The organism is Leptospirales bacterium (genome assembly GCA_019694655.1).
Classification (GTDB): domain Bacteria; phylum Spirochaetota; class Leptospiria; order Leptospirales; family Leptonemataceae; genus SSF53.
Genome location: JAIBBN010000001.1, coordinates 288735 through 315151 on the forward strand (window position 1 = coordinate 288735; position 26417 = coordinate 315151).

22 protein-coding genes are annotated in these 26417 nt (G+C 58.8%); 18 read left to right on the top strand and 4 right to left on the bottom strand.

Going from position 1 to position 26417, the window contains the following annotated elements:
* Nucleotides 1-20: 20 nt before the first annotated feature.
* From K1X75_01435 to K1X75_01450, 4 genes are all read left to right on the top strand, one after another.
* Nucleotides 21-1478 (top strand): hypothetical protein, encoded by a 1458-nt coding sequence (locus K1X75_01435; GenBank protein MBX7056697.1) that lies wholly within the window; start codon nt 21-23, stop codon nt 1476-1478.
* A complete protein-coding gene (locus K1X75_01440; protein ID MBX7056698.1) occupies nt 1475-2785 on the top strand; it encodes a replication-associated recombination protein A in 1311 nt (436 codons plus the stop codon). The genes K1X75_01435 and K1X75_01440 overlap by 4 nt, the downstream gene beginning before the upstream one ends.
* Nucleotides 2782-2991: a hypothetical protein gene (locus tag K1X75_01445; protein MBX7056699.1), complete on the top strand. Its 210-nt coding sequence runs from the start codon at nt 2782-2784 to the stop codon at nt 2989-2991. The genes K1X75_01440 and K1X75_01445 overlap by 4 nt, the downstream gene beginning before the upstream one ends.
* Nucleotides 2992-3157: 166 nt before the next feature.
* The gene (locus tag K1X75_01450; protein MBX7056700.1) at nt 3158-3895 is read left to right on the top strand and encodes a phosphate uptake regulator PhoU; all 738 of its coding nucleotides are present in this window, start codon (nt 3158-3160) and stop codon (nt 3893-3895) included.
* 30 nt (nt 3896-3925) lie between these two features.
* Here K1X75_01450 and K1X75_01455 read toward each other — a convergent pair whose 3' ends face one another.
* Nucleotides 3926-4552, bottom strand: a complete 627-nt coding sequence (locus tag K1X75_01455; protein ID MBX7056701.1) for a hypothetical protein — start codon at nt 4550-4552, stop codon at nt 3926-3928.
* 223 nt (nt 4553-4775) lie between these two features.
* Here K1X75_01455 and K1X75_01460 point away from each other — a divergent pair, with 223 nt between their 5' ends.
* Nucleotides 4776-7502, top strand: coding sequence for a SpoIIE family protein phosphatase (locus tag K1X75_01460; GenBank protein ID MBX7056702.1), 2727 nt, complete (start codon nt 4776-4778; stop codon nt 7500-7502).
* Nucleotides 7499-9331 carry a chloride channel protein gene (locus K1X75_01465; GenBank protein ID MBX7056703.1) on the top strand — a complete coding sequence of 611 codons (1833 nt, stop codon included), beginning with the start codon at nt 7499-7501 and terminating at the stop codon, nt 9329-9331. The genes K1X75_01460 and K1X75_01465 overlap by 4 nt, the downstream gene beginning before the upstream one ends.
* Here K1X75_01465 and K1X75_01470 read toward each other — a convergent pair.
* On the bottom strand, nt 9326-10825 hold the full coding sequence (locus K1X75_01470; GenBank protein ID MBX7056704.1) for an AMP-binding protein: 1500 nt from the start codon (nt 10823-10825) through the stop codon (nt 9326-9328). The two genes, K1X75_01465 and K1X75_01470, sit on opposite strands and share 6 nt — an antisense overlap.
* A 79-nt stretch (nt 10826-10904) precedes the next feature.
* Between K1X75_01470 and K1X75_01475 the strand changes: the two genes are divergently transcribed.
* The 3 genes from K1X75_01475 to K1X75_01485 are packed head-to-tail and all read left to right on the top strand — an operon-like array spanning nt 10905 to nt 13186.
* A complete protein-coding gene (locus K1X75_01475) occupies nt 10905-11921 on the top strand; it encodes an N-acetylneuraminate synthase family protein (protein MBX7056705.1) in 1017 nt (338 codons plus the stop codon).
* The gene (locus tag K1X75_01480; protein MBX7056706.1) at nt 11918-12457 is read left to right on the top strand and encodes a UpxY family transcription antiterminator; all 540 of its coding nucleotides are present in this window, start codon (nt 11918-11920) and stop codon (nt 12455-12457) included. The genes K1X75_01475 and K1X75_01480 overlap by 4 nt, the downstream gene beginning before the upstream one ends.
* Nucleotides 12458-12499: 42 nt before the next feature.
* Complete coding sequence (locus K1X75_01485) at nt 12500-13186, top strand: hypothetical protein (GenBank protein MBX7056707.1); 687 nt, start codon at nt 12500-12502, stop codon at nt 13184-13186.
* Here K1X75_01485 and K1X75_01490 read toward each other — a convergent pair.
* On the bottom strand, nt 13183-14058 hold the full coding sequence (locus K1X75_01490) for a beta-lactamase family protein (protein MBX7056708.1): 876 nt from the start codon (nt 14056-14058) through the stop codon (nt 13183-13185). The genes K1X75_01485 and K1X75_01490 overlap by 4 nt on opposite strands.
* A gap of 352 nt (nt 14059-14410) precedes the next feature.
* Between K1X75_01490 and K1X75_01495 the strand changes: the two genes are divergently transcribed.
* From K1X75_01495 to K1X75_01530, 8 genes are all read left to right on the top strand, one after another.
* Nucleotides 14411-16042, top strand: a complete 1632-nt coding sequence (locus K1X75_01495) for a cation:proton antiporter (GenBank protein ID MBX7056709.1) — start codon at nt 14411-14413, stop codon at nt 16040-16042.
* A 99-nt stretch (nt 16043-16141) separates the two neighbouring features.
* Entirely contained in the window at nt 16142-17065 is a 924-nt protein-coding gene (locus tag K1X75_01500) for an NHL repeat-containing protein (GenBank protein ID MBX7056710.1), read from the top strand.
* A gap of 75 nt (nt 17066-17140) precedes the next feature.
* Nucleotides 17141-17566, top strand: a complete 426-nt coding sequence (locus tag K1X75_01505; GenBank protein ID MBX7056711.1) for a hypothetical protein — start codon at nt 17141-17143, stop codon at nt 17564-17566.
* Between the two features lie 27 nt (nt 17567-17593).
* Nucleotides 17594-18139: a sigma-70 family RNA polymerase sigma factor gene (locus K1X75_01510; GenBank protein MBX7056712.1), complete on the top strand. Its 546-nt coding sequence runs from the start codon at nt 17594-17596 to the stop codon at nt 18137-18139.
* Entirely contained in the window at nt 18136-18603 is a 468-nt protein-coding gene (locus tag K1X75_01515) for a hypothetical protein (protein MBX7056713.1), read from the top strand. The genes K1X75_01510 and K1X75_01515 overlap by 4 nt, the downstream gene beginning before the upstream one ends.
* 67 nt (nt 18604-18670) lie before the next feature.
* Nucleotides 18671-19651 (top strand): KpsF/GutQ family sugar-phosphate isomerase, encoded by a 981-nt coding sequence (locus K1X75_01520; protein MBX7056714.1) that lies wholly within the window; start codon nt 18671-18673, stop codon nt 19649-19651.
* Between the two features lie 177 nt (nt 19652-19828).
* Nucleotides 19829-20413 carry a DUF1569 domain-containing protein gene (locus K1X75_01525; GenBank protein ID MBX7056715.1) on the top strand — a complete coding sequence of 195 codons (585 nt, stop codon included), beginning with the start codon at nt 19829-19831 and terminating at the stop codon, nt 20411-20413.
* Between the two features lie 96 nt (nt 20414-20509).
* Nucleotides 20510-20944, top strand: coding sequence for a cupin domain-containing protein (locus K1X75_01530; GenBank protein MBX7056716.1), 435 nt, complete (start codon nt 20510-20512; stop codon nt 20942-20944).
* A gap of 34 nt (nt 20945-20978) precedes the next feature.
* Here the strand turns inward: K1X75_01530 and K1X75_01535 are convergent, their stop codons facing one another.
* On the bottom strand, nt 20979-21602 hold the full coding sequence (locus K1X75_01535; protein ID MBX7056717.1) for a hypothetical protein: 624 nt from the start codon (nt 21600-21602) through the stop codon (nt 20979-20981).
* Nucleotides 21603-21827: 225 nt separating this feature from the next.
* On the opposite strand from K1X75_01535, the gene gltB reads away from it, so the two are divergent.
* The gene (gene gltB / locus K1X75_01540; GenBank protein ID MBX7056718.1) at nt 21828-26402 is read left to right on the top strand and encodes a glutamate synthase large subunit; all 4575 of its coding nucleotides are present in this window, start codon (nt 21828-21830) and stop codon (nt 26400-26402) included.
* Nucleotides 26403-26417 lie beyond the last annotated feature (15 nt).

Consider the following 26417-nt stretch of genomic DNA (forward strand, 5'->3'; position numbering starts at 1 on the left):
CGCTGAGAGGAGTTTCGCCTGTGAGCTCCCAGGAAAAGCTGGAAATGGAGATGCTGATGCAAAAACAGGCCCGCCCGCGCCGCAGCCTGCTGCGCCGCATGTACGAACTTCTTTACTGCGCTATCTTGCTGATCAATCTGACACTGGTCTTTTTCGACGCCAGCTATCTGATGCGCGTTCCCTATACGCACCTCACCGTGCGCGATTTGTATCTACAGTATTTCCCCATTGAGCTGCACTACCGCTACGACAGCGAAGACTACCAGCGTAATCCGCAGCTTCGGCTCAGCGGTCAGGAATACGATCCGCTACTGCTGTTTTACGATCCGATCAAGGGCATTGAGCGCCATCGCAGTACCGACGAATACCTGGAAGCCTATGAACATCTGCGGCGCTTCTTGAGCGATGGTCGCAGTCTGGAGTCGGAGGAGGGCCAGGCTCTGCTTTTGCAACTGAGCGACCGGAGCGTCGCCATGATTGAATCCGATCCCTTTGTCACGGCGCACAAGAGCGGATCGCTGGAGTTGATCAAGAATCGAATGCGCGAACACTTTGCTCTCGATTCTGGCAAACAATCCTTCCGCCGCTTCTTCAGCCTGGAAAATCTGAGCGTTGAGCGGCGCGAAGCAGAGCTGGACTACTTTGATCGCGCCATTCTGCCCACCATCCGCTCCAACTACTTTCGCTGGATTGACGAAGATGGAGAACCCAAGGATCACTTCCACCGCTTCGATCTCTACTTTGTGGCCTTTTTCTGGCTGGATTTTCTGGGGCGCTGGATTCTGGCCCTCTGGCGGCGCGAACATCGCCGCTGGTTCCTGTTTCCGGTGCGACAGTGGCACGAAGTCTTTCTATTGTTTCCGCCTGATCATGCCGCCATCTTTCGATTGCTGCGAATCATTCCCTTCTTTTCGCGAATGCGCGAGAATAACTTCCTGCCTGATTCAGGCCTCGCGCCGGAAATCATCCATGATAACGCGGCAGTGATTGCCGAAGAGATTTCCGGCATGGTGCTGGTCAACATTCTGGCGCAAATCCAGACCATTGTCCGTGAGCGCGGTTTGAAGGAATTGGTATCTCTGAATGACGAAGGCGCCCTGGATGAATTGCAGGACCTGCTGGAGACCCAGGCGACGCTGATCAGCAAGCGTGTGGTGCCGGAGATTCAGCCCAAAATTACCGAACTGGTGCAGTATTCGCTGCGGCGAGCAATGGACCGCTGGATTGCCTCGCCGATTGGCCCCGGCGTGCGTCTGGCACTGGCCAATGTCAACAGCCATGTGGCGCGCGGACTGGAATCGGCGCTGGCGGAAGAGGCCGGACAGGAGCGCATGGCTGAGATTACGCGGAGCTTCATTCATACCCTGCTCCAGGAAATCAGCAAAGAAGAAAACGTGCGGGTGCTGGAGACGCAGATTGCACAACTGCTGGAGGGCGTTAAGAGTCAGGTGCAAATCGCTACGCGCCAATCGCGGTGAGCGACCTCTTTTCCGCCACGAACGCGGGCCATGCGCCGCTGGCGGCGCGCTTGCGTCCAGAGGCCTGGCCTGAATTTGCCGGTCAGCAGGAACTCGCGGCGCGTCTGCGCGGTCGGCCGCTACACTCGATGATCCTCTACGGTCCGCCTGGATGTGGGAAGACTACGCTGGCGCGCATACTGGCCGCCGAATCGGGCCGAGCCTTCCGCCATCTTTCAGCCGTATCCAGCGGGGTCAAAGAAGTGCGTGAAGCAATCGACGAAGGCAAACGCAGCTTCCAGAGCGGCGGCGGCGGTTTGGCGCTCTTTCTGGATGAGATCCATCGCTTCTCCAAATCGCAGCAGGATGCCATGCTGGAGGCCGTGGAAAATGGATGGATCATTCTGATTGGCGCCACTACCGAAAATCCCTCTTTTGAGGTGATTGGTCCTTTGCTTTCACGCGCTCAGGCATACCGTCTGCTGCCCCTCGGCGAACAGGAGTTGCTGAGCATTTTGCAACGGGCCATGAGCGCCGACCTGGCCATGCAGAGCTTTCGACTGGCCGAGGACGCCGCCGGATTGCTGGTAGAAAGCGCCGGCGGCGATGCGCGGCGGATGCTTTCTGCTCTAGAACAGGCTGCGGAAGCGGCGCGCCAGCGCGCGCCGGCCGGCGCCACCGGCATACCGATCGAAGCGCAGCAGGTGCGCGCTGCCGCCGCCGGTCGGCTGCGTCGCTACGATCGCGCCGGCGAAAATCACTACGACTTTGTCAGCGCCTTGATCAAGAGCCTGCGCGGCTCCGATCCGGATGCGGCTTTGCTCTATCTGGCCTGCATGCTGGAGGGCGGCGAGGACCCCTTGTTCATTGCCAGGCGGCTGATCATTTTTTCTTCCGAGGATATTGGCAACGCCTATCCACAGGCCTTATCCACCGCCGTAGCTGCCTTTGCTGCACTGGAACGTATTGGCCTGCCGGAGGGGCGCATTGTTTTGGCTCAGGCTGTTACATTGCTGGCCAGCGCTCCCAAAAGCAACGCCAGCTATCTGGCGATAGACGCTGCATTGCAGGCGGTGCGCGGTCGGACAGTGACTATCCCTGATCATCTGCGCAATGCCCCCACGGAGCTCCATCGTCGGGAGGGTGCAAGCTCAGGCTATCGGTACCCCCACGACTTTCCAGGCGCATTTGTGGAAGAAAACTATTTGCCTCCCGCATTTACGCAGGCGCAGTTCTACCGACCGGTCAATCGTGGTCAGGAAGCCCGGCTCGGCGAGCGATTGCGCGCCCTCTGGCCGCTGCGCGATTACCACCAGGAAACAGAATGACCACGCAAGCCCTGCCTACCTGTCGCTGCGGACACGATCGCAATCACCCGCTGGTTGAAACCATGAATCGTTACGGGATTTTCGGATGGCTGGCGATGATCAATGGCGTTACAGCGAAGCCAAAAGAAGTCGTTTTTGTATGTCGGCGTTGCCGCCAATCCTTTGATCGAACGCGCGATCCGGAAGAGCTTTCCAAACACGCCTGAAGGCGTCGGCTGGCGCCCTCGCGTTTGTTGCGGCGCAACATACAGTGGCGCCTGGATTTTTCCAGCGTCGGCCTTTTTTTTGTCTGGCCTGAGATTCAAGGGCCGTCTATCTGTTTGGTCGGGCAAGGCCGCGCTGACCGGCCGGTCTTGTTCGAGCGGGGGGACCATGTCGCCTGCAATCAGTCGATCAAGATTTGACTATCTCAAGACCAACCTTTCCAACATGGCCGAGATCATTCTTGAGCAGACGCTCACTCTCGGCGATGCGCTGGAAAAAGACGACTATGCTCTGGCCGAAAAGGTGATCCATTTCGATGATCGCATTGATGACCTCGAAAAGGAGAACGACAATATTTCGCAGAATGCAATCCTTGAGGCCGTCGCATCGCGCAAGGCGATGGGTCTTGACGGCTATTCTGGCGAGACGGTGCTGAAAAAGGATCCGCTGCGCTTTGCGCTCTCCGCGATTCGCATTACCCGCAATCTGGAGCGCATCGGCGACAATATCGTCAACGCCGCACGCGTTTTCAAGAATGGACAGGTAGCGCGCGGTATCTTTGAACGCGACGAACTGTTTTCGCTGATGCTGCAGCGCGTAATCACAATCATTGGCATGGCGGTGGAATCGCTGGTGGAAGAAAAGAACCGATTTTTTGGCTCCATCCAGCAGGTGGACGCCGAGCTGGATCGTCTCTGCCAGCGCGCCTTTGAAGCGGCCGTAGCCGATGATAAGATGGAGCGCATGGCCTTTGCCGACCTTTATCGGATCATCTTGAGCCTGGAGCGCATGGGCGATCTGGCCGTCAATATTGGCGAAGAGCTGGTGCGTCTGCAGACCGGTCAGGACATTCGCCACCTGGATAATTTGCAACGGCCGCCGGCGCCGCATCCCTCCGCCAACTGAGGACTGCCGATGGCGTCGGTCCGGCTGACCTCAGGACAGATAGCGGATTAACTCGTCGATCAAATCATCGGGAAGATCGAGGCCGCGCGACAGAATGCGCTCGTTGTACTTGCGAAAGGAGTGCCGATGGTCGCTGGTCTTGAGATAAAGCGAAAGCGCCTCGGCGGCGTAATCCTGAAAGCCGCGCATCAGATCGGCATTTTGTTCCAGGACTTCGAATAACGGGATGAAGAGCGGGCGATTCACCGGACGTCCAATCATCCGGTAAAACATAAAACGATACAATGCGCCCTCGTCCGGTTTGCCTCCCTGGTCCACAGCTCGCTGCAAGTACTCCAGATTGATACAATCAAGGATTTCCATCTTGCAGGAGTCATTCTGCAGCTGCCGGGCAATGGAGCGCGCAATCTCCTCTTTCTCAAATTGCAGGTTGGGACAGTTCAGCGGGCACTCGCCGGACTCTGCGTGAAGATCGCAATAGTGTAATATGATGCAGTCAGCGTCGGAATAGGGTTCTACCAGGCCAAAGTTGATGCTGCCCAGAATTTCCAGCGCTGTGGGATAGCCCTTTTGCTCCAGTTGCTGCACTGCGCGGCGAAAAGCCTGCATTCTGCGCAGAGCGTGCTTGGTGTCGTAGTTGCGATACTTATTCTTCAGCTGCTGGTAGGCCGCAAAGAGATGCGGCGAAGTTTCCTCTCCGCTTGCAGCAGAATCTTGCTCGCTGGTCGACATGGGCTTTGCGAACCAATCTTTGGCGGTCGCTTCGTCAGTCAATGGTTCGGCCTGCTTCTTTTTCGCGGACCGCTTGACAGGTCCTGCGCGGGGGACGCGCAATTGATGCGCAGCCCGGGTCTGTTGGTCCCGGCGCGGGGCTTTGTTCATGTTCGAATCGGTCTACTTCAATTTCTATTCTGTAGGCGCGATGATTGCCGCCATCATGTCGCTGGCCGTATCGCTTTCACTGGTCAGTCTGCCGGGTCGCTCGCGGGCCACATTGAATCTCGGCCTGGCGCTGCTCTTGAATTCGACGCTCAATCTTGGTTATGTAGTCTGCAGCAGTTGGTATGCTCCGGAGGCCGCCTTGCATCGCTGGTTTACCGTCTTCGGCGGAATCACGCAGAGCGTATTTCTAACGCAGTTCTTTTTCCTTTTTCCGCAGCCGATCTATCCGCGTCTACGTCGCAGCTTGCTGGTCATGCAGCTGCTGGTCGTCGTCGCCGTCATGGTTTACTGGATCCTGCACACATTGCAGGCGCCGCGCATCTATCAAATCAATGCTCACCTCTGGAATTTTGACGCCGATCAATATGGCACCAACACGGCCAATGTAATTGGCGTGTTTGCGCTGTTCCAAAGCGTGCTGGGCGTCTGGCGCGGCATCGTATCGCGCGGCCGCGGCCGGCTGGCCTGCTTTTTGATAGGTCTGGTTTTGTTTGTGGTCGGCGTCGGCCAATCCATTGCCAGCAAGCTAACGCAAGAGGGTCGCATCGATCGCAGTCTGTACCAGATTCTGTATACCTTGAGCGTGATTCTGGCGCTCTTTTCCATCGCCATCGTTTATCTTAACGGCACTGCAGATCGCAGCAGCTTTATGATCAAAGTCGTCGGCGTTAGCCTGTTGACCATACTGCTCATTTTCATGGGCATCAGCTACTTTGAATTGCGCGACCGCGAAGCCGCCTACGATACGCTCCGGCGCGACCGCATTGCCCTGGCGCTTGGCCTGGGGCAGCGTTTCGATGATCTGGAATACATCCGTCCGCTGGCGCCGCCAGGTCCGGCGCTCTATCAGCGCGACGCGTCGCTGCAACTGGATACCCTGCAGGCCGCGCCCGGCTACGATCCATCGCGCAGCGCCGCTTCCAACAGCAGAGGTTACCGGCTCTCGGCCGACGGTCTGGTTCACTATGTCAGCTATGGTTTTCGTAATCCCGCCGATGGCGCCTTGCTAGAAGCTGGCTTCAATTATCGTAAGTATCGAGCAGCGATGCACGAAGCAGCGCGTCGTTTTGTGGCGATCCTCTCTGTGTCGATGCTGGTGATTGTCGCCGGCTATCCCTTCTTTTTTCGCAATGTGCTGATCATTCCGCTGCGCCGTTTGATTGCCGCCGTCCGCCGCGTCAACGAGGGCGATCTGACGGCGCAGACGCCGGTGCAAATTGAAGACGAGATTGGCTACTTGAGCCGTTCCTTCAATGGCATGGTGGCTTCGATCCGCGAGGCGCGCCAGGGATTGCAGGACTACGCCGATCAACTGGAACAGAAGGTGCACGAGCGAACCGCCGAGCTGGAGCAGTCGCTGCACAAGGTGCAAGAGTTGAAGTCGCAGCAGGATGGCGACTACTTCCTGACCTCGCTCTTGCTGCGACCGTTGAGCGCCAATCGCTCCAGGAACGAAAACGTGGCGGTCGAATTTCTGGTCCGCCAGATGAAGAAGTTTTCCTTTCGCCATTGGTCGGAGGAAATTGGCGGAGACCTTTGTATGGCGCACAGCGTTCGATTGCGCGAACGCAACTACGCTGTCTTCATGAATGCGGATGCAATGGGCAAATCGATGCAGGGCGCGGGCGGCGCGCTGGTGTTGGGCGCCGTCTTTGAGGCGCTCATCGAGCGAACCCAGCTGGCGCCGGACGCTCGCAGCCAGCATCCGGAGCGGTGGTTGAAAAACGCCTTTGTGGAATTGCATAAAGTCTTTGAAGTTTTTGACGGAAGCATGCTGGTTTCGCTGGTACTGGGTCTGGTGGATGATGAAACGGGGCTGCTTTACTATATAAATGCGGAGCATCCGTACTCGGTATTGTACCGGGATGGGAAGGCGGCCTTCGTCGAGGAGAGTCTAATATTTCGCAAGTTAGGCACCCTGGGTCTCGATGGACGCATATCGATTCGCACCCTGCAATTGGAGCCAGGCGATATCATCATCTGCGGATCTGATGGCCGCGATGATCTGCGCATTACCGGCGCCGATGGCGCGCCCATGATTCAAGAGGACGAAACGGCATTTCTCCGTCATGTCGAGAAAGGAGATGGGCTCCTGCCAAAAATCTATAGCGCCGTTCTCGATTTTGGACAGCAGACGGACGACCTGTCTTTGATCCGTATCGCTTTCAAGGAAGACCACGCCCTCGGAAGGGATGCCGCCAGCGAGGAGACGCAACGCAATTTGAACGGGGCCCGCGAGCTGCTGGCCGCGGGCGATGCCAACGGAGCTGTTCGCTTGCTGGAGGCGGTTATTGCGCGCGACGCCGAAAACCGCAAGGCCTTGCGCTTGCTGGCTACCGCCTACTTCCGATTGAAGCGCTATGATCGCGCTGCACAGATAGCCGAAGACTACACGCTGCTCCGTCCGGCCGATACAGATTTCCTGTTTCTAACCTCATACTGCAATAAGAAGGTTGGCCGCTATGACCTCGCTGCGGATTTTGGAGAGCGAGTGCGCCTGCGCGAGCCTGATCATGTCCAAAACCTTACGCTTCTGGCCGAGGTGCATCTGCGTCTGGGAAATATGAGTCGCGCCAGATTGCTTGCGGAACACGCTCTGCAACGGGAACCAGAAAATCAGAGAGCGCTCACGCTATTGAACCAATTGCCGGTTGCTGCTGAATGAAGCTGATTCGTCTGCGCGAATTCTTGCGCATCAAAGGACAGCGCCAGGTCTTCCTTTATTCGGTGCTGATTGGCGTCTTCGCCGGCCTGGGCGCAGCCGCTCTGGCCTACATCATTGCGCTTGGCGAGGCGCTTCTGCTGGAGGGTCTCGCTGGCGTAACTATGGCGCATCCGGCCGGAGCGGTGCATGCAGCGGTTACGGAACTCGCCGCCGGCGCGCGCAACCAGTGGCTGGTGGTTCTCTTGCCGGCGGCCGGCGGCCTGGCTGTTGGACTGCTGATCCGGACCATCGGTCCAGTGGTTGGCGGCGCCGGCACCGACGACATGATTCGCGCTTTCCATCATAACGAAGGCAAAATTCCGCCAGCAGCGCCGCTGGCAAAATCGGTGGGCACAGCCATCACACTATCGACTGGCGGTTCCGGAGGTTCGGAAGCCCCAATTTCGCTGATTGGCGCCGGTTTTGGTTCGTGGTTTGCCCAGCTGCTTGGCGCCGGCGCCAGAGCAAGGCGTACGCTGTTGATTGCTGGCGCCGCCGGAGGACTGGGCGCTATTTTTCGGGCGCCTCTCGGCGGCGCCATGGTAGCCACTGAGGTTCTTTACTCGGAGGATATCGAAAGCGATTCACTGGTGCCGGCGATTCTCTCTTCGGCCACCGCCTATCTGACTTTTTCAGCCATCCACGGCGCGGGCTCCCTGTTTCAAGTCGCCGATCTGGGCGAGTTCCACTACCGGGATTTGCTGGTGTACGGCGCCCTTGGACTTCTTTGTTATGCCGGCGGCTACGTATATGTTCGACTCTACCACGGTCTGCGCGCTCTGTTTCGCAAAGCGCCGCTTCCAGTCTGGATCAAGCCGGCAATAGGCGGACTGGGCGTTGGCTTGATTGCGCTTTTTTTCCCGGAGACCTTTGGCGAGGGCCTGGGCGTACTGCAGCAGCTGATTCTCGGTCAAAGCAGCCTGGGCCAGGAAGCCTCGCCGCTCGATTTCCTGCGTTTCTTTGCCTTGATGGCGGCGATGAAAATGCTTAGCTCCTCGCTCACCGTGGCTTCCGGCGGCGCCGCAGGCATGTTTGCCCCCTCGATGTTCATCGGGGCAATGCTTGGCGGACTTGCCGCCTGTCTGGCGCATCTCTTGATCCCAGGTTGGAACTTGCATATTACGCCCTTCATGCTGGTCGGTATGGGTTCATTCTTTGCCGGCGTGGCGCGTGCGCCCTTTGCGTCGATGATAATGGTCTGCGACGCGATTGGCACTTACGCTCTCTTGCCGCAATTGATGCTGGTCTCCGTAATCGCCTTTATGCTTTCGCATCGTTGGTCCATATATACGGAACAACTACCGACGCGCTTTAAGTCGCCGGCGCACTACTGGGACATGCAACAGGATATTCTGGACCGCATGGTGATTGGCCTGGAATTTCCAGAATTGCGACGGCTGGCAATTGTCGATCGCAGCGCGACTCTGGCCAGCGTGGAGGAGGCTGCCGTCGCGCTACAGGCTACAGACTTCGTCGTACGCGATGGCGAGGCTTACTACGGCATGCTTTCGCTCAAAAAAACGCGCATGTACGGCCAGGAGATGATTCAACTCCGCGGTCTGGTGCTTGCCGAGGATATCACCGATAGCGCCTGTCCGGCGGTATCGCCGCGCGATACGCTATCCAGGGCATTGGCCATAGTTTCCGAGTCGGAAATGGACAAGGTGGCGGTTGTCGATCAGGAGCGGTTGATGGGCTATGTTCGTATTTCGGAAATCTTCGCCCGCTACTATGGGAAGCTAAGCCAGAATCCGCGGAAATCCGGGCCGCCGACGCCGGCTGCTTCATGATACCAGAGTGCGCCGGCCGAGCAGTTGCAGGTCGCCATGGTTCGTAATGCGTCCGATGTCCTCGGTGGATAGCCAGCCTTCGGAATCCAGGCAGGCCGCGCTGCGTTCCGGCTCTTCGATATAATTTAACATTAAACTTTCGCCGCGCAGGTAGATGCGTCCGGAACGCCAGGGCTGGACGGATACATCTTCGCCGCGCGCATCGATCAGTTTCAGCTCGATGCCTGGCAGCGTAGGACCGACGGTGCCTGGCGCCAGCCGCCGGCGCTGGCCCGTAAACTCCAGCGTGCGGCAGGCGCAAATCATGCCGGCCTCGGCCAGCCAGTAACCCTCCAGCAGCGCAATGTCCAGGGCATGGAACAAATCCTCGAGCTGCGCCGGCAGCCGTTGCCCGCCGGTGAATACGGCGCGTAAACGACCGCCGAGGCGGGGTCGAAGGCTTCGGCGCAGGTAAAAATCGGACAGCAAGTTGAAGGGCAGGAGCGCCGTAGCGCCGCTGATTGCCGAAAGCAAGCTGGCCAGTTCGAGTCGCCGCGAGGGCGGCGGCGGCGAGTCGCCAGAGATGCGATTCCAGGCGCGTCGACTCAGGCTGGCAATCAGCAATGCCATGCGGCGCACGATCAGGAGCGCCGGCGATTCGGACAGCTCTCCTTCCCGTGCGCTGCGCGCCAGACGTAGCAGGACATCCGGCGTAGCAAAAGCAAGGCTCGGACGGAAGCGGCGCGAATCGCGAAAGAAAGCAGAGGGCGACGACACTGCCAGCGGCGCGCCGGAATGCAAAGCAAAAAGCAGCGCCAGCCGACCGGCGCCGCGGCTGAAGGCTACGCCGCTGAGGATCAGGTCGCCTTCCTGTATGGGCGCGGCCGAAGCGAAGCCCTGGATGCTCTGTAGAATGGCGCCATGGCTGAGCGTGGCCCCTGGCGGCAAGCCCTCAATCTCTGGCGCCTGTCGTTTGAAGATGACGGAAGCCGGCGAGTTGCGGCCGGCCAGCGAAGGCCACGCCATAAAGCGTGCAAAGGCGCGCAGCGCCTCGCCGCGCCCGCGTAGATCGGCGAGGGTGAGCGGCTTTCGTTTGCGCTGCGACCAGGAGAGCAAACAGTACTGCGCGCGGTCGCCCAGCACGCGCTGCACAGCTTCCAGCAAATCTTGACGATCGGAAAAGAGCCAACGGGCATCGCAGCGTTTCATGGCGGCGATGCATAACGCGGCATCGCTGTTTTCTTCAAGCGATGCATCCACGCCGCCAGCCAGCTGGACGGCGGCAAAGGCCAGCGCCCATTCCGGGCTGCTGCTGCCAACGATCAAAGCCCTTTGCGTGGGACGAAAACCGCGACGCCAGAGGCCGGCCCCAATCTGCCGCGCCAGCTGAAAGTATTTGCCGTAGCTGATCTCTTGCGCTCGACCGTCGCGCACAAAACGCAGGGCGCAGAGCTCTTCGTAGAGATGACATTGCCGGCGCAAGTACTGGCCAAGGGTCTGGATGCGCGCGGGCATTGTCGGGAGGGCGCAGTGTTTCGTCCTGGACGGCAATTAGATTTTGACGCCATCCTGTGCGCCTTTCAGATGGATGTCTGTGAGTACGCCCGCTGCCAGACCCGCGCCCGACTTTTGCGCCGCCGAGCAAGCGCCATTCTTGATCGCTGAAATTGGTCTCAATCACAACGGCGATTTCGATCTGGCCAGACGTATGGCGGATTCCGCCCGCGCCTCCGGCGCAGATGCCGCCAAGTTCCAGATCTACGATGCCGATGCATTCTTGCATTCGGCAGCGCGCCTTGGCGATGGCGCACCTGGATCGCTGCGCGAATTCTTTCGCGGCTTTCAGTTGAGTGCGGCGCACTGGCGGGCGCTGGCCGAACATGTGCGTTCACTGGGCATGGAGTTTTTTGCTTCGGTCTTCGACGAGCCCTCGCTGCAGCTTTACCGCGAGCTACAATGCAAGCTGATCAAGATCGCTTCCGCTGACCTGAACAACTTCATGCTCTTCGAGCGATTGCTGGAGGGACCGTGGCAGATCCTGCTTGCGACCGGGGCCAGCAACGAGGACGAGGTCTACGACGCACTGGAAGAAATTCCAGCAGAGCGGCAGCTGCTGCTGATGGAGTGCGTTTCACAATATCCAGCGCGTCCCGAAAGCTACAATCTCTCCGCGCTACAACGCTGGTCGCATTTCTGTGCTACGGGTCTGTCCGATCATAGCGAGGACAACAGTCTGGCCGCCGCAGCAACAGCGCTTGGAGCCCGCGCAATTGAGAAGCATTTTACGCTGGATCGAAATCTGGCAGGTCCCGACCAGTCCATCTCCCAGGACCCGAAAATGTTTGCGGCAATGGCGCGCAGCGTTCGGGCCATTCACCAGGCAATGCTCCAGCGACCGAAACGGGCGCTGCCGGATGAAGAGGGCGTGCGTCGTTATGGTCGTCGCGGACTCTACGCTCGTCGCGATGTGAACAGCGACGATGTATTTGACCGGCAAACAGCAATCGACCTGCGCCCGGCAGAGGGCGCCTGGAGTGCGCATAGCTGGCCGCAGTTTTCCGGCGCCAGCGTGGCCCGCAGTCAAAAGGCAGGCGAGGCGCTGGAGCCGTGAGCGCCGACCATGTTGCAGCTCCGCGCGAAGAACTGCAAAGCGTCTGGTATGTTCTGCGCAGTATGCCGCAACATGAGCGTCGTCTGGCGCGCTATTTCGACCGGCGAGGCCTTGAGTATTTTTTGCCGCAGGTTCGCCGTCGCCGCCGCTGGTCCGATCGCATTCGGATGGTCGATTTTCCGCTGTTTCCCGGCTACATTTTCGTTCACATTGATTTGAGCAAGCAGCGCGTGGCTGCCCTTTCCGGCCCGGGCGCCCTCGATTTTGTGCGCGGCGAGGGCGGCCCGGCGATGATGAGCGCGGAAGAAATCGAGAATATACGATTGTTGAGCAACGGCGCACAGGAGCTGGAGAATCAACCGGATCAGCAATTTCCCGAGGGCGCGGCAGTATTGGTCGCCAGCGGTTCGCTCAAAGGCGTGCACGGCGTTGTGGTCAAGAGCGCTGGCAAAGCGCGCATCTATGTACGAGTACCGCTCCTCGGTCGTATGGTTTCAGCCGAAATCGACGCTGCCGATCTGCGCATCGAGGCCTAACGGTGCGATGAAAATCGACCTGCCGTCGCAACGAACAGAACGATGGAACTCTTTGGCCGCTATGGACCCGCCTCGCTGGAAGGACTTGCACTGCGCGATATCAAGTATGCCCGTGCAAGGTTGAGCGTATTGTCCGCCTTTGCGCAGGCGCTGCGCAAGACTGAGTTCGCGCAAATTCGCATCAAGGATATTTGCCGACAATGCGAGATATCAGATCCCTCCTTCTACAATTATTTTCCGCAAAAGAACGATGTCTTGCTCTACTTCATAGGACTGTGGAGCATCGATCTTCGCTTACATGTGCGCAGTGCGCAGCCAGGACTGCCGGCCATCTACGAAATCTTCGACTACACAGCCCAGCGTGTTGAAAAAAACCCGGCGTTGCTGCGCGAGATCATTGCCTACCAGGCGCACACCTCCGCGCTGCGCGCCGCCAGGAGGTTTCCGCCGATCACCGTTGCGGAGCGGCAATTGCTCTTTGGCGCGGTGGAAGGCGCCGGGAGTCTGCCGGCGCAGGGCCTGGGCCCCGTACTTCGCGAGCAACTGCTGGCAGCGCAGCGCTGTCGGCAGATTCCAGCGCTGGCAAATGTTGACTCCTTGCAGCTTGCTATTGCAGCGATCTTTTTTGGCGTCGCACTCCAGCGCTTGCACGAGCGGCCGCCTGGGCTTGCCAGACACTATCGAAAAGCTTTGCAAACGCTGTTGCCGTCGGTTGGAAGTAGCGCTTAGGGCGAAGGGAGGCTGGCCAGCAGCTCTGCGTCCAATTGGTTCAGGATTTGTTCGTCGCTTATGGCGCTGCGATTGCTCAACAGCAAGGATGCCCGGCGCAGTCGGGGATAGAGGCGAATCTCGCAATAGTAGCCGCCGCCGCCGCCGGAATGGTGCAACCAGGCATGGCCCGCCAGACGGCCGCGAAACCAGCCCAGGGCGGACGGCAGATTGCGTTCCTCGGGCCGCAGCTCTTGCAAAAGGGCCAGCTCTGCGGTAAAGGGACCATCCTTCGCCAGCAGCGTCTGCAGCAATCGCGAAAGGCCGCGCGCATTGCCAATCAAGCCGCCGTAGGCTGCGCCATTCACGTAGAAGCGCCGAAAGTAACTCCAGCGCCAGCCGTGGTTGCCGCCAACGAAGCGCGACCGATCCAGCAGCAGCCCCAGCGCCAGATTGATCCAGCTCCAGCGCCGCAGATAGCCAGTCGCCATGGTTTCTGGCGGCGCCAGCTGGAAGCCCAGACGTTCGCCATGCGCAAGACGCAGCGGCGCCAGAATGTTGCTTTCCACATAGGATTCGTAGCTCTGGCCGCTGCGGCGGGCGATCGCCTCCCCCAGCAGCAAATAGCCGATGTTGGAATAGGCAAAACGAGAACCGGGCGGCGATTCAAGTCGACTGTATTTGCTCAGGACATTCTGCACAAATACAGAGCGATCAAATTCGGGCCGCTGCTCTTCCAGATGGATCCAGGCTATCGGTATCGGATTGGGAAATCCGCCGCTGTGATTGAGCGTCTGCCGAAGCGAAGGACCATCGTCGCCATAGGGCCAATGTTCCACAAAGTTGCGCAGCGGTTCATCGAGCGACCAGCGACCTCGCTGTGCAAGCTGCAAGACCGCCAGCGCCGCGACTCTCGGCGTGAACTGGCGAGAGCCCTGAGGCGCACGCCGTCAAAGCAAGCCCTCCGGCCAATCGATACCGCCCCATGCATCATGGGGCCCATGGCATCTTACTCTGCAGTCCGTGAAATGGCGGTACTCTGCGGTCAAACATAAAATTATAGCTGACTATAACTATTCCAGGCGTTGTGGCCGGGTGCAGCGAAGAGCGCCTGTGGAGCCAGTAATGGAAACGAGTGGATCTGCTCAAACATTACGGTTGACAGCGCGCCGAAGGCCTCTACAAACAGTTGGCACAGTCCGGCTGCCACGGAGGAAAGATTTGCACGGCGGATTTTTAGCAGATGTGGGTATCGCCCTGATCGTCGCAACGATCGTCGGCATAGTGTTCCATCGGTTGAAGCAGCCCATGATCGTCGGCTATCTTCTGGCCGGAGTTATTATCGGTCCCGAAATTGGCCCGCCGCTGATCCACAACGCCGAGAATATCCACCTGATGTCGGAGATCGGCCTCATCTTTCTGCTGTTCATCATCGGTCTGGAGATGAATCCGCACAGCCTTCTAAAGGCTGGCCGCCAGCTATTTGTAACCGGACTGGCCCAGTTCCCAATTTCCTTTCTCGTGGGAACCGGCTTTTTCGCGCTGATTGCCGCCACTCTTCTGCCTTTCGACCGCATGACTGTAGTTTATCTCGCGGCGGCTACATCACTCTCCAGTACGGCAATCGTAGTCAAATCGCTCTATGACCAGGTTGAATCAGATACCTACCATGGTCGTGCGGCTATTGGCATACTCATATTTCAGGATATCTGGGCCATTTTGCTGTTGGTCGTACAACCCTCATTGCAAAATCCGGAATTTCTGCCGATAGCAATCGCGCTGGCGAAAAGCATACTGCTTTTGGTTGTTGGATTTCTTTTTTCTAACTTTGCATTGCGCCATATCTTTCAGTGGGTGTCGAAGAACACTGAGCTGGTGGTCGCCGTTTCCATCGGGTGGTGTGCCGCGCTGGGAGGCCTGGCCGGGGCCTTGGGCCTTTCCATCGAGATGGGCGCTTTGATAGCCGGTATTTCAATCTCAACCTTTCCCTACAGTCTGTTTGTTACCTCTCGCGTGCTGCCCTTGCGCGATGTGTTTCTGACGATTTTCTTTGTGGCGCTGGGAATGCAGATTCCCTGGCCGAATCCATCGATTCTATGGCTGGCGCCGCTGATTGCAGTTTTTGTCATTGCTTCGCGCTTCCTGGTGGTCCTGCCGCTGATTCGGATAACTGGAGGGAGCGCTCGCACCGGCTTTATGAGCAGTCTGGATCTTGGACAGATCAGCGAGTTCTCATTGGTGATTGGTTCCATCGGCATAGGTCTGGGTCACATCGGTAAGGATACCTTTTCGATTCTGCTTTATTCCATGGCTATCGTATCGATTGTATCGATTTACGGAATCAAATACAATGCCGTGCTATTTGCGCCCTTCCACCGACTTGTTGGCGCCGGCCAGGCGCGCGCAGAGGAAACGCGGACGCGCAGCGACACGCGGCCAATAGTAATTCTTGGCTATCACCGCGGGGCGCAGGCGGTCATTGAAAACCTGGCAGTCATCAAACCGGACGTGCTCGGGAAGATTGTGGTTGTTGATTTCAATATGGAGGCGCTTCGTCAATTGCAGAGTTCGGATGCCCTTGGCATCTTTGGCGACGTAACCGACATCGAGAATCTCGAACACATTGATTGGCAATCGACGCGATATATCCTGTCGACGATCCCGGACATGCTCCTGCGCGGAACGAATAATATGGCTTTGCTCAGGAAGTGCCGCAATCTGGCCCCGGACGCCAGGATCATTGTTACTGCCGATACTCAGGAGGACGCTCAAAGGCTGCGTGCGGCCGGCGCTGACGAGGCGATCATTCCCTACGCGTTTACTGGCGACTATCTGGCGATGAAGCTGATCGAGGCTTCGATTCGCGAAGCAGGCTGAGCGGCGACATCCAATCTGTAGAAAAAAACCCTTTGACGCCTTTGGCGTTTGCAGAAAGAAGGAAACATGCATCAGCAGAACGCTCTTCGGCGCCTCTGCATGGCGCTTCTAGTGTCTGCGGTCGCCTTCTCCAGCGCAGGGCGCTGTGTCGACTACGACTGCCAGGATAGCGATCCTTCGTGTAGTCCTTTGCTACTGCCCTTGCTCTACGCCGGCAGCCGCATCTATGTCAGCGCGGGTACACAAAATGCAATTCTGGGTCTGTCCTCGCTGCAAGGCGGCGTGGAGCAGAGCTATGCTCCCGGCGTCGGAACCTTGAGCAATCCGGTGGGAATAGCGCGTGATTCGCTGGGACGTTTCTACCTGGCCTCGAATACTGGCGCTTCTGTACTGCGCGTAGACGATCTCAGCGGCGCGAACCCCATGATCTACGCACCAGGCGCTACGCTCAACCAGCCAACCGGACTGGCAGTCGATTCGCAAAATCGCATCTACATCTCTTCCAGCAGCACCAATAGCATCCTGCGCATTGATGACATCAGCGGCGCCGGATTGGTTCAGTATAGCCCGGGCGTCGGCACGCTTGCCGCTCCCAATGAACTGGCTGTGGATTCGACAGGCCGCATCTACATTGCGTCCGGTACAACCAATTCGATATTGCGAATCAACGACATGACTGGCGCCGGACTGGTCCAGTATACTCCCGGCATTGGGACTTTGAGCAACCCGACCGGTCTGGCGGTGGATAGCGTCGGTCGTATCTACATCGGCTCTTTTCTCACCGATGCCGTGCTGCGCATCGATGACATGAGCGGCGCCGGCCTGCGCATCTACCAGCCGGGGGCCGCGATTCTTGACGGGCCTCTGGGCATGGATGTCGACCGCTTCGGTCGATTGTTTGTTGCTTCTTCCAATACCAATTCGGTGCTGCAGATCGCCAGCATCGACGGCGCCGGGCTGCGAGTTTTCACGCCCGGCAGCGCAGTGCTGGCCCAGGCCAATTTTGTAGCCCTTGGCCCGTAATCGGCGCCTTGCAACCCGCAGGCGTGTCAAAAAATCTTGCAACTGGCAGGCGGCGCTGCGGTTCCTACTGATTGGATGCAAGAAAGCGAACAGATCGCGCGGCTGACGCAGGCCATTGAGCGCTTGAGCCAGCTGCTGGAAAAGCAGGGCGGCGGTCACAGCTCGGAGGCCGGTCAGGTTCTGCTGGCGCTGGTGCCATTGCTGGGCGTGGTTTTCGGCTGCACGCTGATCTTTTTCTTTTTTCTCTGGCAGTATCGCATTCGTCGCGAGCTGATCCGCAGCGGCCAGTATGCGCCGGTATTTGTTTCTAATATCCGCGTGCTGAGCCTCTTGATCGGTCTTCTGGCGGTATTCTGCGGTTTGCCCATGACGATTCTCTTTTTTCTCATCGAAGGAGTCAGCTACGCGTTGCTGGGAGGGGTGTTGCCGCTTTTCGCTGGAATCGGCTTCATGCTCTTCTACTATCTGAGCTTCCACAAGGCAAGTCCGCGTTCCGAGTGAGCGCTGGGACCAGGCCCGGAGGCCGAGTTGGCGGAATCGCCGGAGGAGAGAGAGGCGCGCTTCGAGGCGATCTTTGATCAAACCTCGAGCATGATCTACAACCTTGGTTTGCGCTTGTTCCGCAACGAGGAGGATGCCCTGGATTTTGCGCAGGATGTTTATCTGCGCGCTTACGACCGTCTGGATTCGTTTCGCGGCGAGTCCAGACCGTCGACCTGGCTCTATTCGCTGGCTTTGAACCTGGGTCTCAATCGTCTGCGCAGCGAACGCCGCCTGCAATTCGACGCGCAGGCTGGCGAACAGGAGCAGATTGAGTCGCTCTCCGGCGAAGGCGATCTGGTTGATCCGCTGGAGCGTCTGACTCGAACGGAAATCGAGATTGCAGTGCGCGAATCTCTGCAAGAGATGCCGGACGTCTACCGGGTGCCTTTGCTATTACTGTATTTTGAACAACTATCTTACGGAGAAATTGCCGCCACTTTGAAATTGAAGGAGGGAACCTTGAAATCGTACATCCATCGCGGACGTTTGATTTTGCGCTCCCGCCTGGCCGAAAGGGGCATTGAGCCATGAAGCACTACCTTGTAGAAATTCGCCGCAACCACCCGGCGCTCTCGGCGGAGATTCGCCAGCATGCCCTGGGTTGTGCGCTTTGCCGTCGCGAGATCGAGCTTTACGATGCGGTGGCTGCAGGCGTGGCTTCGCTGCCGCGTCGCGCCGTTCCCGCGCGCCTCAAAGAGTTGGTCTTCGAACGCCTGGCCCGACCGGCCTATCGCGCCTGGCATCTGGCTGCGGCCCTGGTATTTGCCTGGGCGGCGCCGCTGCTTTTTCAGCAACTGGGCGCAACGCGCGGCATCGCCGCCAATTGGCTGCCGGCGCTCTATGCCAGTTTTGGCCTGCTGAATCTTCTCCTGATTTTTGCCGTGGCTTTTCATCTCTTCAGCATGCACCGCCGCGGCGTAATCGACGTTGAGAAGCGATTGCTCGATGCCCTGGAGGCGCCGGGCCGCTTCTGGTCGCGTTTGCGTCGTCCCTGAGCCTGCTTGACATTGCGCCGGCAATTGGCGGCGCTTCCCGCTGACCGGCCAGGAGCGCCGGCGGCGCATGTCCCATCCCGGCGATCCTTACGAACTCTTTATTCGAAGCTACAGCATGCAAATCGACGAGCTGCGCGACAACGAGACGCGCATTGACGCCGATGCCGTGCGCCGTGCAGCGCATATGATCCGGGAGTGCCGCGGCAAATTGACGCTGACCGGCATGGGCAAATCGGGACTGATCGCCCAAAAACTGGCGGCCACCTTCTCTTCCACCGGTACGCCGGCTTTCTTTCTCCATCCGGGCGAATCGTTGCATGGCGACCTGGGCGCGCTTCAAAAAGATGATATTCTGATGGTGCTGGCCAAGAGCGGCGAATCAGAAGAGGTCATCAGTATGCTGCAGGTGGTGCAGAAGCTGGGCAATCCGATCATTGCCATCCTGGGCAATCCAGATTCCGCCGCCGGTCGCATGGCCAATGTCATCATCCGCGCTACGGTCAGCCGCGAGGCTGATCCGCTTGATCTGGCGCCCACTGCCTCTACCACGGTTTCGCTGGTGGTGGGCGATGCTTTGGCCAGCGCCGTCAGCGAGATGCGCGGCTTTCGCCACGAGCAGTTTGCACTCTATCATCCAGCCGGTCAGCTTGGGCGTCGCCTGCTGCTGAACGTCGAGGATTTGCTGATCACCGATCGCGGCATTCCAGTTGTGGGCGAGAGCGCCAGCATGCGCGAATTGCTGGAAGCAGAGAGTAAGCCTAACCTGGGCGGCGTGATGGTGGTCGACGGCGAGGGCCGTCTGGCTGGCCTTGTGACCGATGGCGACATTCGTCGCGCTATCATTCGATTGGGCAATGTGCTGGAATGTCCGATTGATCAAATCATGACGCGCAATCCGATGTTTGTGCGCAAGGGCGTCCGCGCTATTGAAGCCCTGCGCCTGATGCAGGAGCGACCCTCGCAGATCAATGTGCTGCCGGTGCTGGACGATGAGCGTCGGCCCGCGGGTCTGTTGCGCTTGCATGATCTGGTGCGCGCCGGTCTCTAATGGAGATTGCACTGACCGTATCCAGTATGCTATCGCTGCTCTCGCTGGCAGCGGCTGCCGTCGGCATTGCCTTTGTCGCCTGGCGACAGTCGCTCCGAAACCTGGAGGGCGCGTCCTGAACAGCGCCGGGCGCTTCTTTCCGCTTGCCTTCCGCCGGGAGCGTCCTGCGATACGGCTATGTCGGACCGCGCCATTCAATCGGAAACGATCTCCCGCGCCGAGCTGCTGCAGCGCGCGGCCTTAGCCGGCGCGGCCATCGCTCTGGCTGGCGGCGCGACAAATGCTTGCAGCGCAGGAGAGGTCCCGCTGGTTCAGGATATGAAACTGACCGCCCTGGATGCCGCCGTGCAGGAACTGCAAAAGCTGCGAGCAGCGCCGGCGGTGCAGCTGGGCGGCGACTGGAGCGTGCGCAAGGTCATGCTGCATTGCGCCCAGAGCATTGATCTATCGATCGACGGCTTTCCGCAGATGAAGTCCGGACTGTTTCGGGCCACAATAGGCCGCATCGCGCGCAGCAAGTTTTTGAGCGATGGCAAGATGTCGCACAACTTGACGGATGCGATTCCGGGCGCCCCGGAGTTCGCCAACGCGGGCGACTGGAAGGATGGAATCGATGTTTTACTGACGGCTATTCGGCGCTTTCAAGCCCACAATGGCGTAATGCAGCCGCACTTTGCTTACGGCGAAACCAATAAGTCAGAATACGAGCAGCTGCATGCTATGCACATCGCCAATCATCTCTCGGCCATGCAGTACAGCTGAGCAAGCGCGACAGCCCTGTTATTTGTAGCATACAATTTACATTTTACTCTGAAAGTATCTGGACAGAACGTCTGACCGCACGGCGGCATGGCGACCATGGCAAAGCAAATTCTTGTTCCGCCGGGCGGCGGACTGACTTACGATTGGACCCAGGATCACGTCTGCGTAAAATGCGGCGCAAATCTCACCGAAGGCCGTACCACGGTAGTTGAAGACACATTGAAGCCAGGCTTTCATCTGGCGCGCCATCATCACCGCCAGATGACGGAGATCTTCTACATACTAAAAGGCAGCGTTACCTTTCGATTCGACGATGAAACAATTGAGGCGACGCCGGGCGCCACGGTGAACATTCCGCCCACGGTCTGGCATGAAGTCATGTGCAAAGACGGCGGCCAGTTGATTACCGTCTTTTCGCCAGGCGGATTTGACCAGTACCTTGCGGAACTGGCGGCGATGAGCTCCGATCAGTTGAACAATGAGCAGTTGGTCAACGAGCTTGGCGAGCGCTACGATATCTGGCTGCACTGATCTGCAGCCCATCACGCTGTGCGGCGCCTCCGACTCAGGGTTGTGCTGAAGGCGGCGGCTCAAGTTCGGGCGTCGCGCCTCCGGCTTCGCTTTGCGGCGCTGGCGACTCCGCTTGCGGCGCTGTCGGCTCGACTGTAGGCCCTGGCGGCGCCTCTTCGGCAGACGATGGATTGGTGAGGCTGGCGTCAGTATCAGCGTCGGCAGGTGCGGACTCAGCCGGTCTGGACTCAGCGGGCGCCGTGGTTGCCGGCGTTGTTTCGCTGGCCGGAGTTTCGGCAGGCGCTGGCCCGGGGAGCGGCGCGATAAATCGATAGATGCTGGCCACGCGCAACTCAAGGCGTTCGTAGCTGCTGATGCGACAGCCAACGGAACGCTGCAGGCTTTCGCGAGCGCGCAACTCAACAAAGACCGGACACTCCAGCGTTTCTACGCCGGCGCCGCTCAGAACCAGCATCAGATGAACAGATCGCGGCGCAGGCATTCGGTTCGCCACGCTGACGCGAAACGCGCTGTAACCATTCGCCGCGCTCTGCTCAGGGCTAACGCTGATATGGATTCCGCCTTCGCGCACGCTCCTCCCGACCGGCAGGGATAGCAGGGGCGGCGTCGCTATCAAAGCGATGCCGGCGACCAGAAAAAACGCGCTGCGAATTGCCATCGATACGAATCGGTCCTCGTTGCAGGCACTTCGCAATCACAAATCTATCCTGCGGCGCCTGTTTTTTGGGCGCCATGCGCTGCCTTCTGCAGAAGTCGCAAGGCTTCGGGCAAGGAGTCGCTATTTGCGGCGCCAACTCTATATTTACATAGCGGGGCCGCTTGCAGATCGTGGCCTGTACGGCTGCCGCGCACAGCAGACGGCGGCCGTAAGGGTGCGCAGCTCATGGAACAGCCTAATACGCAGCCAGACTACGTAGCGCCGGGCCTGCCACGGTCCCAGGGCATGTACGATCCAGCACAGGAGAAAGACTCCTGCGGCGTTGGCTTTGTCGTCGATATCACCGGTAAAAAATCGCGGCGCACCATCGACATGGGGCTGACCTCGATCATCAATCTCGAACATCGCGGCGCAGTTGGCGCCGATCCGGAGACCGGCGACGGTTCGGGCATTCTGATCCAGCTTCCGGACGTTTTTTTTCGGCGGGTCTGCGGCGAGCAATCGCTCAAGTTGCCGGCGGCCGGACGCTACGCCGTCGGATTTATCTATCTGCCGCAAAATCCCACGACGCGTAAGGCGCTGGAGACGCTTATCGAAAAAGTCGTGGTCGATGAGAATCAAAACTTCCTGGGCTGGCGCGACGTTCCGGTAGACCCGCGCGTGCCCGGCGAAGGCGCCCGCAAGACAGCGCCCTATTTGCGGCAATGCTTTGTGGGCGCCTCCGAGGATATTGCCAGCATCGACGAATTTGAGCGGCGACTGTACTTGATCCGCCGCATCATCGACCGCCGCGTGCGCGCTGAGTACAAGCTCGATCGTTCTAAGTACTACGTAGCATCTTTCAGCTGTCGCACAATCATCTACAAGGGCATGCTCATGGCCCAACAGTTGATCGACTTTTATAAGGATCTCAGCGCCCCGGATATGGAGTCGGCGCTGGCGCTGATCCACCAGCGCTATTCCACCAATACCTTTCCTACCTGGGATCTGGCGCAGCCCTTCCGTCAGATTGCGCACAACGGAGAGATCAATACCGTCCGCGGCAACAAGAACTGGATGGAAGCGCGGCAGATGGCCATGGAGTCTTCGATCTATGGCAAGGATCTGCGGCGGATGCTGCCAATCATTATGGAAGGCCAGAGCGATTCGGCGACCTTTGATTCCGTTCTGGAATTGCTGGTAATGGGCGGACGCACCATCCCGCACGCCATCATGATGATGATTCCCGAGGCCTGGTCCAAGAATCAGGCGATGGACCCTGACCGTCGCAATTTCTACGAATACCATGCCACGATGATGGAGCCCTGGGACGGTCCGGCGGCGGTGGCCTTTACCGATGGAGAGATCATCGGCGCAACCCTGGATCGCAATGGCCTGCGCCCGGCGCGCTACATTATTACTCGCGACAACCTGGTGCTGATGGCCTCCGAGGTTGGCGCCGTCGACGTTGATCCGGCGAACATCGCCTACAATGGCAAGCTGCAGCCGGGCAAGATGCTATTGATTGATCTTCGCGAACAACGCATTGTTGCTGACGAAGAAATCAAGCAACGGATCTGCACGCAGCAGCCCTACGGCGAGTGGGTGCAGCAGAATCTGGTGCGACTCAATGAGTTGCCGGATCCGCCCTTTGTGCATCTTCCCGACCATGAGACGGTGCTGGAGCGGCAGCGCGCCTTTGGCTATAGCACGGAAGACCTGCACCTGACGATGCGGCCGATGGCTATCAATGGTCAGGAACCAATCGGTTCGATGGGCGTTGACGCCGCGCTGGCCGTGCTTTCCGAAAAGCCGCAGCCGCTCTTTCGCTATTTCAAGCAGCAGTTTGCCCAGGTTACCAATCCGCCCATCGATCCGATCCGCGAGGAGCTGGTCATGGAGCTGACCGCCTATATTGGTCCGGAAGGCAACCTGCTGGGGGAGACGCCGGGCCAGGCCCATCGATTGGAACTGGAACATCCGGTGCTCACCAACAAGGACCTCGAGAAAATCCGCAATATCGCCAGCGGCATTTTCAAGACCAAGACCATCAATATCCTCTTCGATCCGGATGCCAAACATGGCATGCGCAATCGCCTGGATCAGGTTTGCGATGAAGCCGCCGATGCTGTGCGCCAGGGCTTCAACCTGATTATCCTCAGCGACCGCGGCGTAGCCGTCAATATGGCGCCCATCCCCAGTCTGCTGGCAACCTCCGCCGTGCACCATTTCCTGATTCGTGCTGGCATGCGCACGCGCACCGGACTGATCATTGAATCAGGCGAGCCGCGCGAGGTATCGCATTTTGCCTTGCTTCTGGGTTACGGTGCCAATGGCGTGAATCCTTACCTTGCATTTGAATCTTTGCACGATATGCATCGCAACGGGCATTTGCCGGAGCTGAAGGACGTCCGCGATGCGCGCAAACACTACATCAAGTCGGTCGGCAAGGGATTGCTGAAGATATTCAGCAAGATGGGCATTTCCACACTGCAGAGCTACTGCGGCGGACAGAATTTTGAAGCCGTGGGGCTGGACTCGGAGCTGGTCAGTCTCTATTTCACCGGCACCCCGTCGCGCGTCGAGGGACTGTCCCTGGAAATGCTGGAAGAGGAGACCCTGCGGCGTCACCGCGCCGCCTACGATCCAACCTTTTATCCGGAACGACTGGATCCGGGCGGGGTGCATCAATACCGCAAGGATGGCGAGGCCCATTTGCTCAGCCCCATGGCGCTGCATTTGCTGCAGTATGCTACGCGCACCAACAACTACGAGACTTACAAAAAGTACGCCGAGCAGATCAACGATCAGAACCGCAGTCATGTTACGCTGCGCTCGCTCTTTGAATTCGAATCCGCGGCGCAGCCATTGCCGCTGGAAGAGGTGGAGTCGGTAGAAGAGCTGATGAAGCGCTTTGCCACCGGCGCGATGAGCTTTGGTTCGATCTCCTGGGAAACGCATACCGACCTGGCAATCGCTATGAATCGCATTGGCGGGCGTTCCAATACCGGCGAGGGCGGCGAAGATCCGATTCGCTTCAAGCCCCTGGCAAACGGCGACAATATGCGTTCGGCGATCAAGCAGGTCGCTTCCGGCCGCTTTGGCGTAACCGCCAACTATCTGGTCAACGCCGACGAATTGCAGATCAAAATGGCTCAGGGCGCCAAGCCCGGCGAGGGCGGTCAGTTGCCCGGACACAAGGTGGATCGCAACATCGCGCGCATCCGCTTTTCAACGCCAGGCGTTACCTTGATCAGCCCGCCGCCGCACCACGACATCTACTCCATCGAGGATCTCAAGCAATTGATCTTCGACTTGAAGAACGTCAATCCAAAGGCGCGCATCAGTGTGAAGCTGGTCAGCGAGGTAGGAGTGGGCACCGTTGCCGCTGGAGTGGCCAAGGCGCACGCCGACCACATTCTGATCAGCGGGCACGATGGCGGAACGGGGGCCAGTCCGGTGAGCTCCATCCACAATGCCGGAACGCCGTGGGAACTGGGCTTATCGGAAGCGCACCAGACCCTGGTCATCAACGGACTGCGCGACCGCGTCTGGGTGCAGGTCGATGGCAAGATGCTCACTGGTCGCGACGTTGTAATCGGCGCTTTGCTGGGCGCAGACGAGTTTGGCTTTTCCATTGCACCTTTGATCAGCCTCGGCTGCATCATGATGCGCAAGTGCCATCTGAACACCTGCCCCGTCGGCGTAGCAACGCAGGACCCGGAACTGCGCAAGAAGTACATGGGCGATCCACAATACGTGGTGAATTACATGCGTTTTGTTGCTCAGGAAACCCGGGAAATCATGGCGCAAATGGGCGTGCGCAAGCTGGAGGAATTGATCGGGCGCTCCGATCGACTGAAGGTAAGACGCCCGCGGGATCACTGGAAAGCGCGCGGACTGGACTTCACTCGCGTTCTCTCGCTGGTAGAGCCAGCCTACAATACCGAACTCCATCGCGTGCGCGCCCAGGATCATGGCCTCGAGCAGCAACTGGATCTGCAGTTGATCGAACAGTCGCGGCCCGCTCTTGAAGAGCGTCGCGCCGTGCAGATTGCGCTGCCAGTTCGCAACACCAATCGTACAGTCGGCGCCATGCTTTCGGGCGAGGTGGCCATGCGCTATGGCGATGAAGGCTTGCCCGATGGGACGATTCGCATCGATCTTACTGGCGTTGCCGGGCAAAGCTTTGGGGCCTTTCTGGCCAGCGGCATTGACATGCGCCTGTGCGGGCAGGCCAACGACTACGTTGGCAAAGGCCTATCCGGCGGCCGGCTTTCTATTCGGACGCCAGGCGAGTCCAAGTTCGAAGCGGCCAGCAACATCATCGTCGGCAACACTTGCCTGTATGGCGCAACCAGCGGCGAGGCCTACTTCCAGGGGATGGCCGGCGAACGTTTTGCTGTGCGCAATTCGGGAGCTCGAGCGGTAGTTGAGGGGCTCGGCGAGCACGGTTGCGAATACATGACCGGCGGCCGCGTGGTCGTGCTGGGGCCGACCGGGCGCAATTTTGGCGCCGGCATGTCCGGCGGCTTTGCCTACGTCTGGGACCCGGAGGAAAAGTTTTCCACAATGCTGAATTCGGAGATGGTAGATCTCGAGCCTGTCGTCGAAGCCGATGATATCGATGAATTGTTGCACCTGGTCACGCGGCACTTCGAATATACCGGATCGCCCCGGGCGCGCTTGATCCTCGATCACTGGGCGCAGCACTTGAAGCGCTTCGTTAAGGTTGTGCCAGGGGACTACAAGATAGCGCTGCAGAAGATGGAAGAAGAAAAATCCATGGAACTAGAGGAAGCGGAGGCTGCGCCGCGCTAATCGACGCTCACTGAA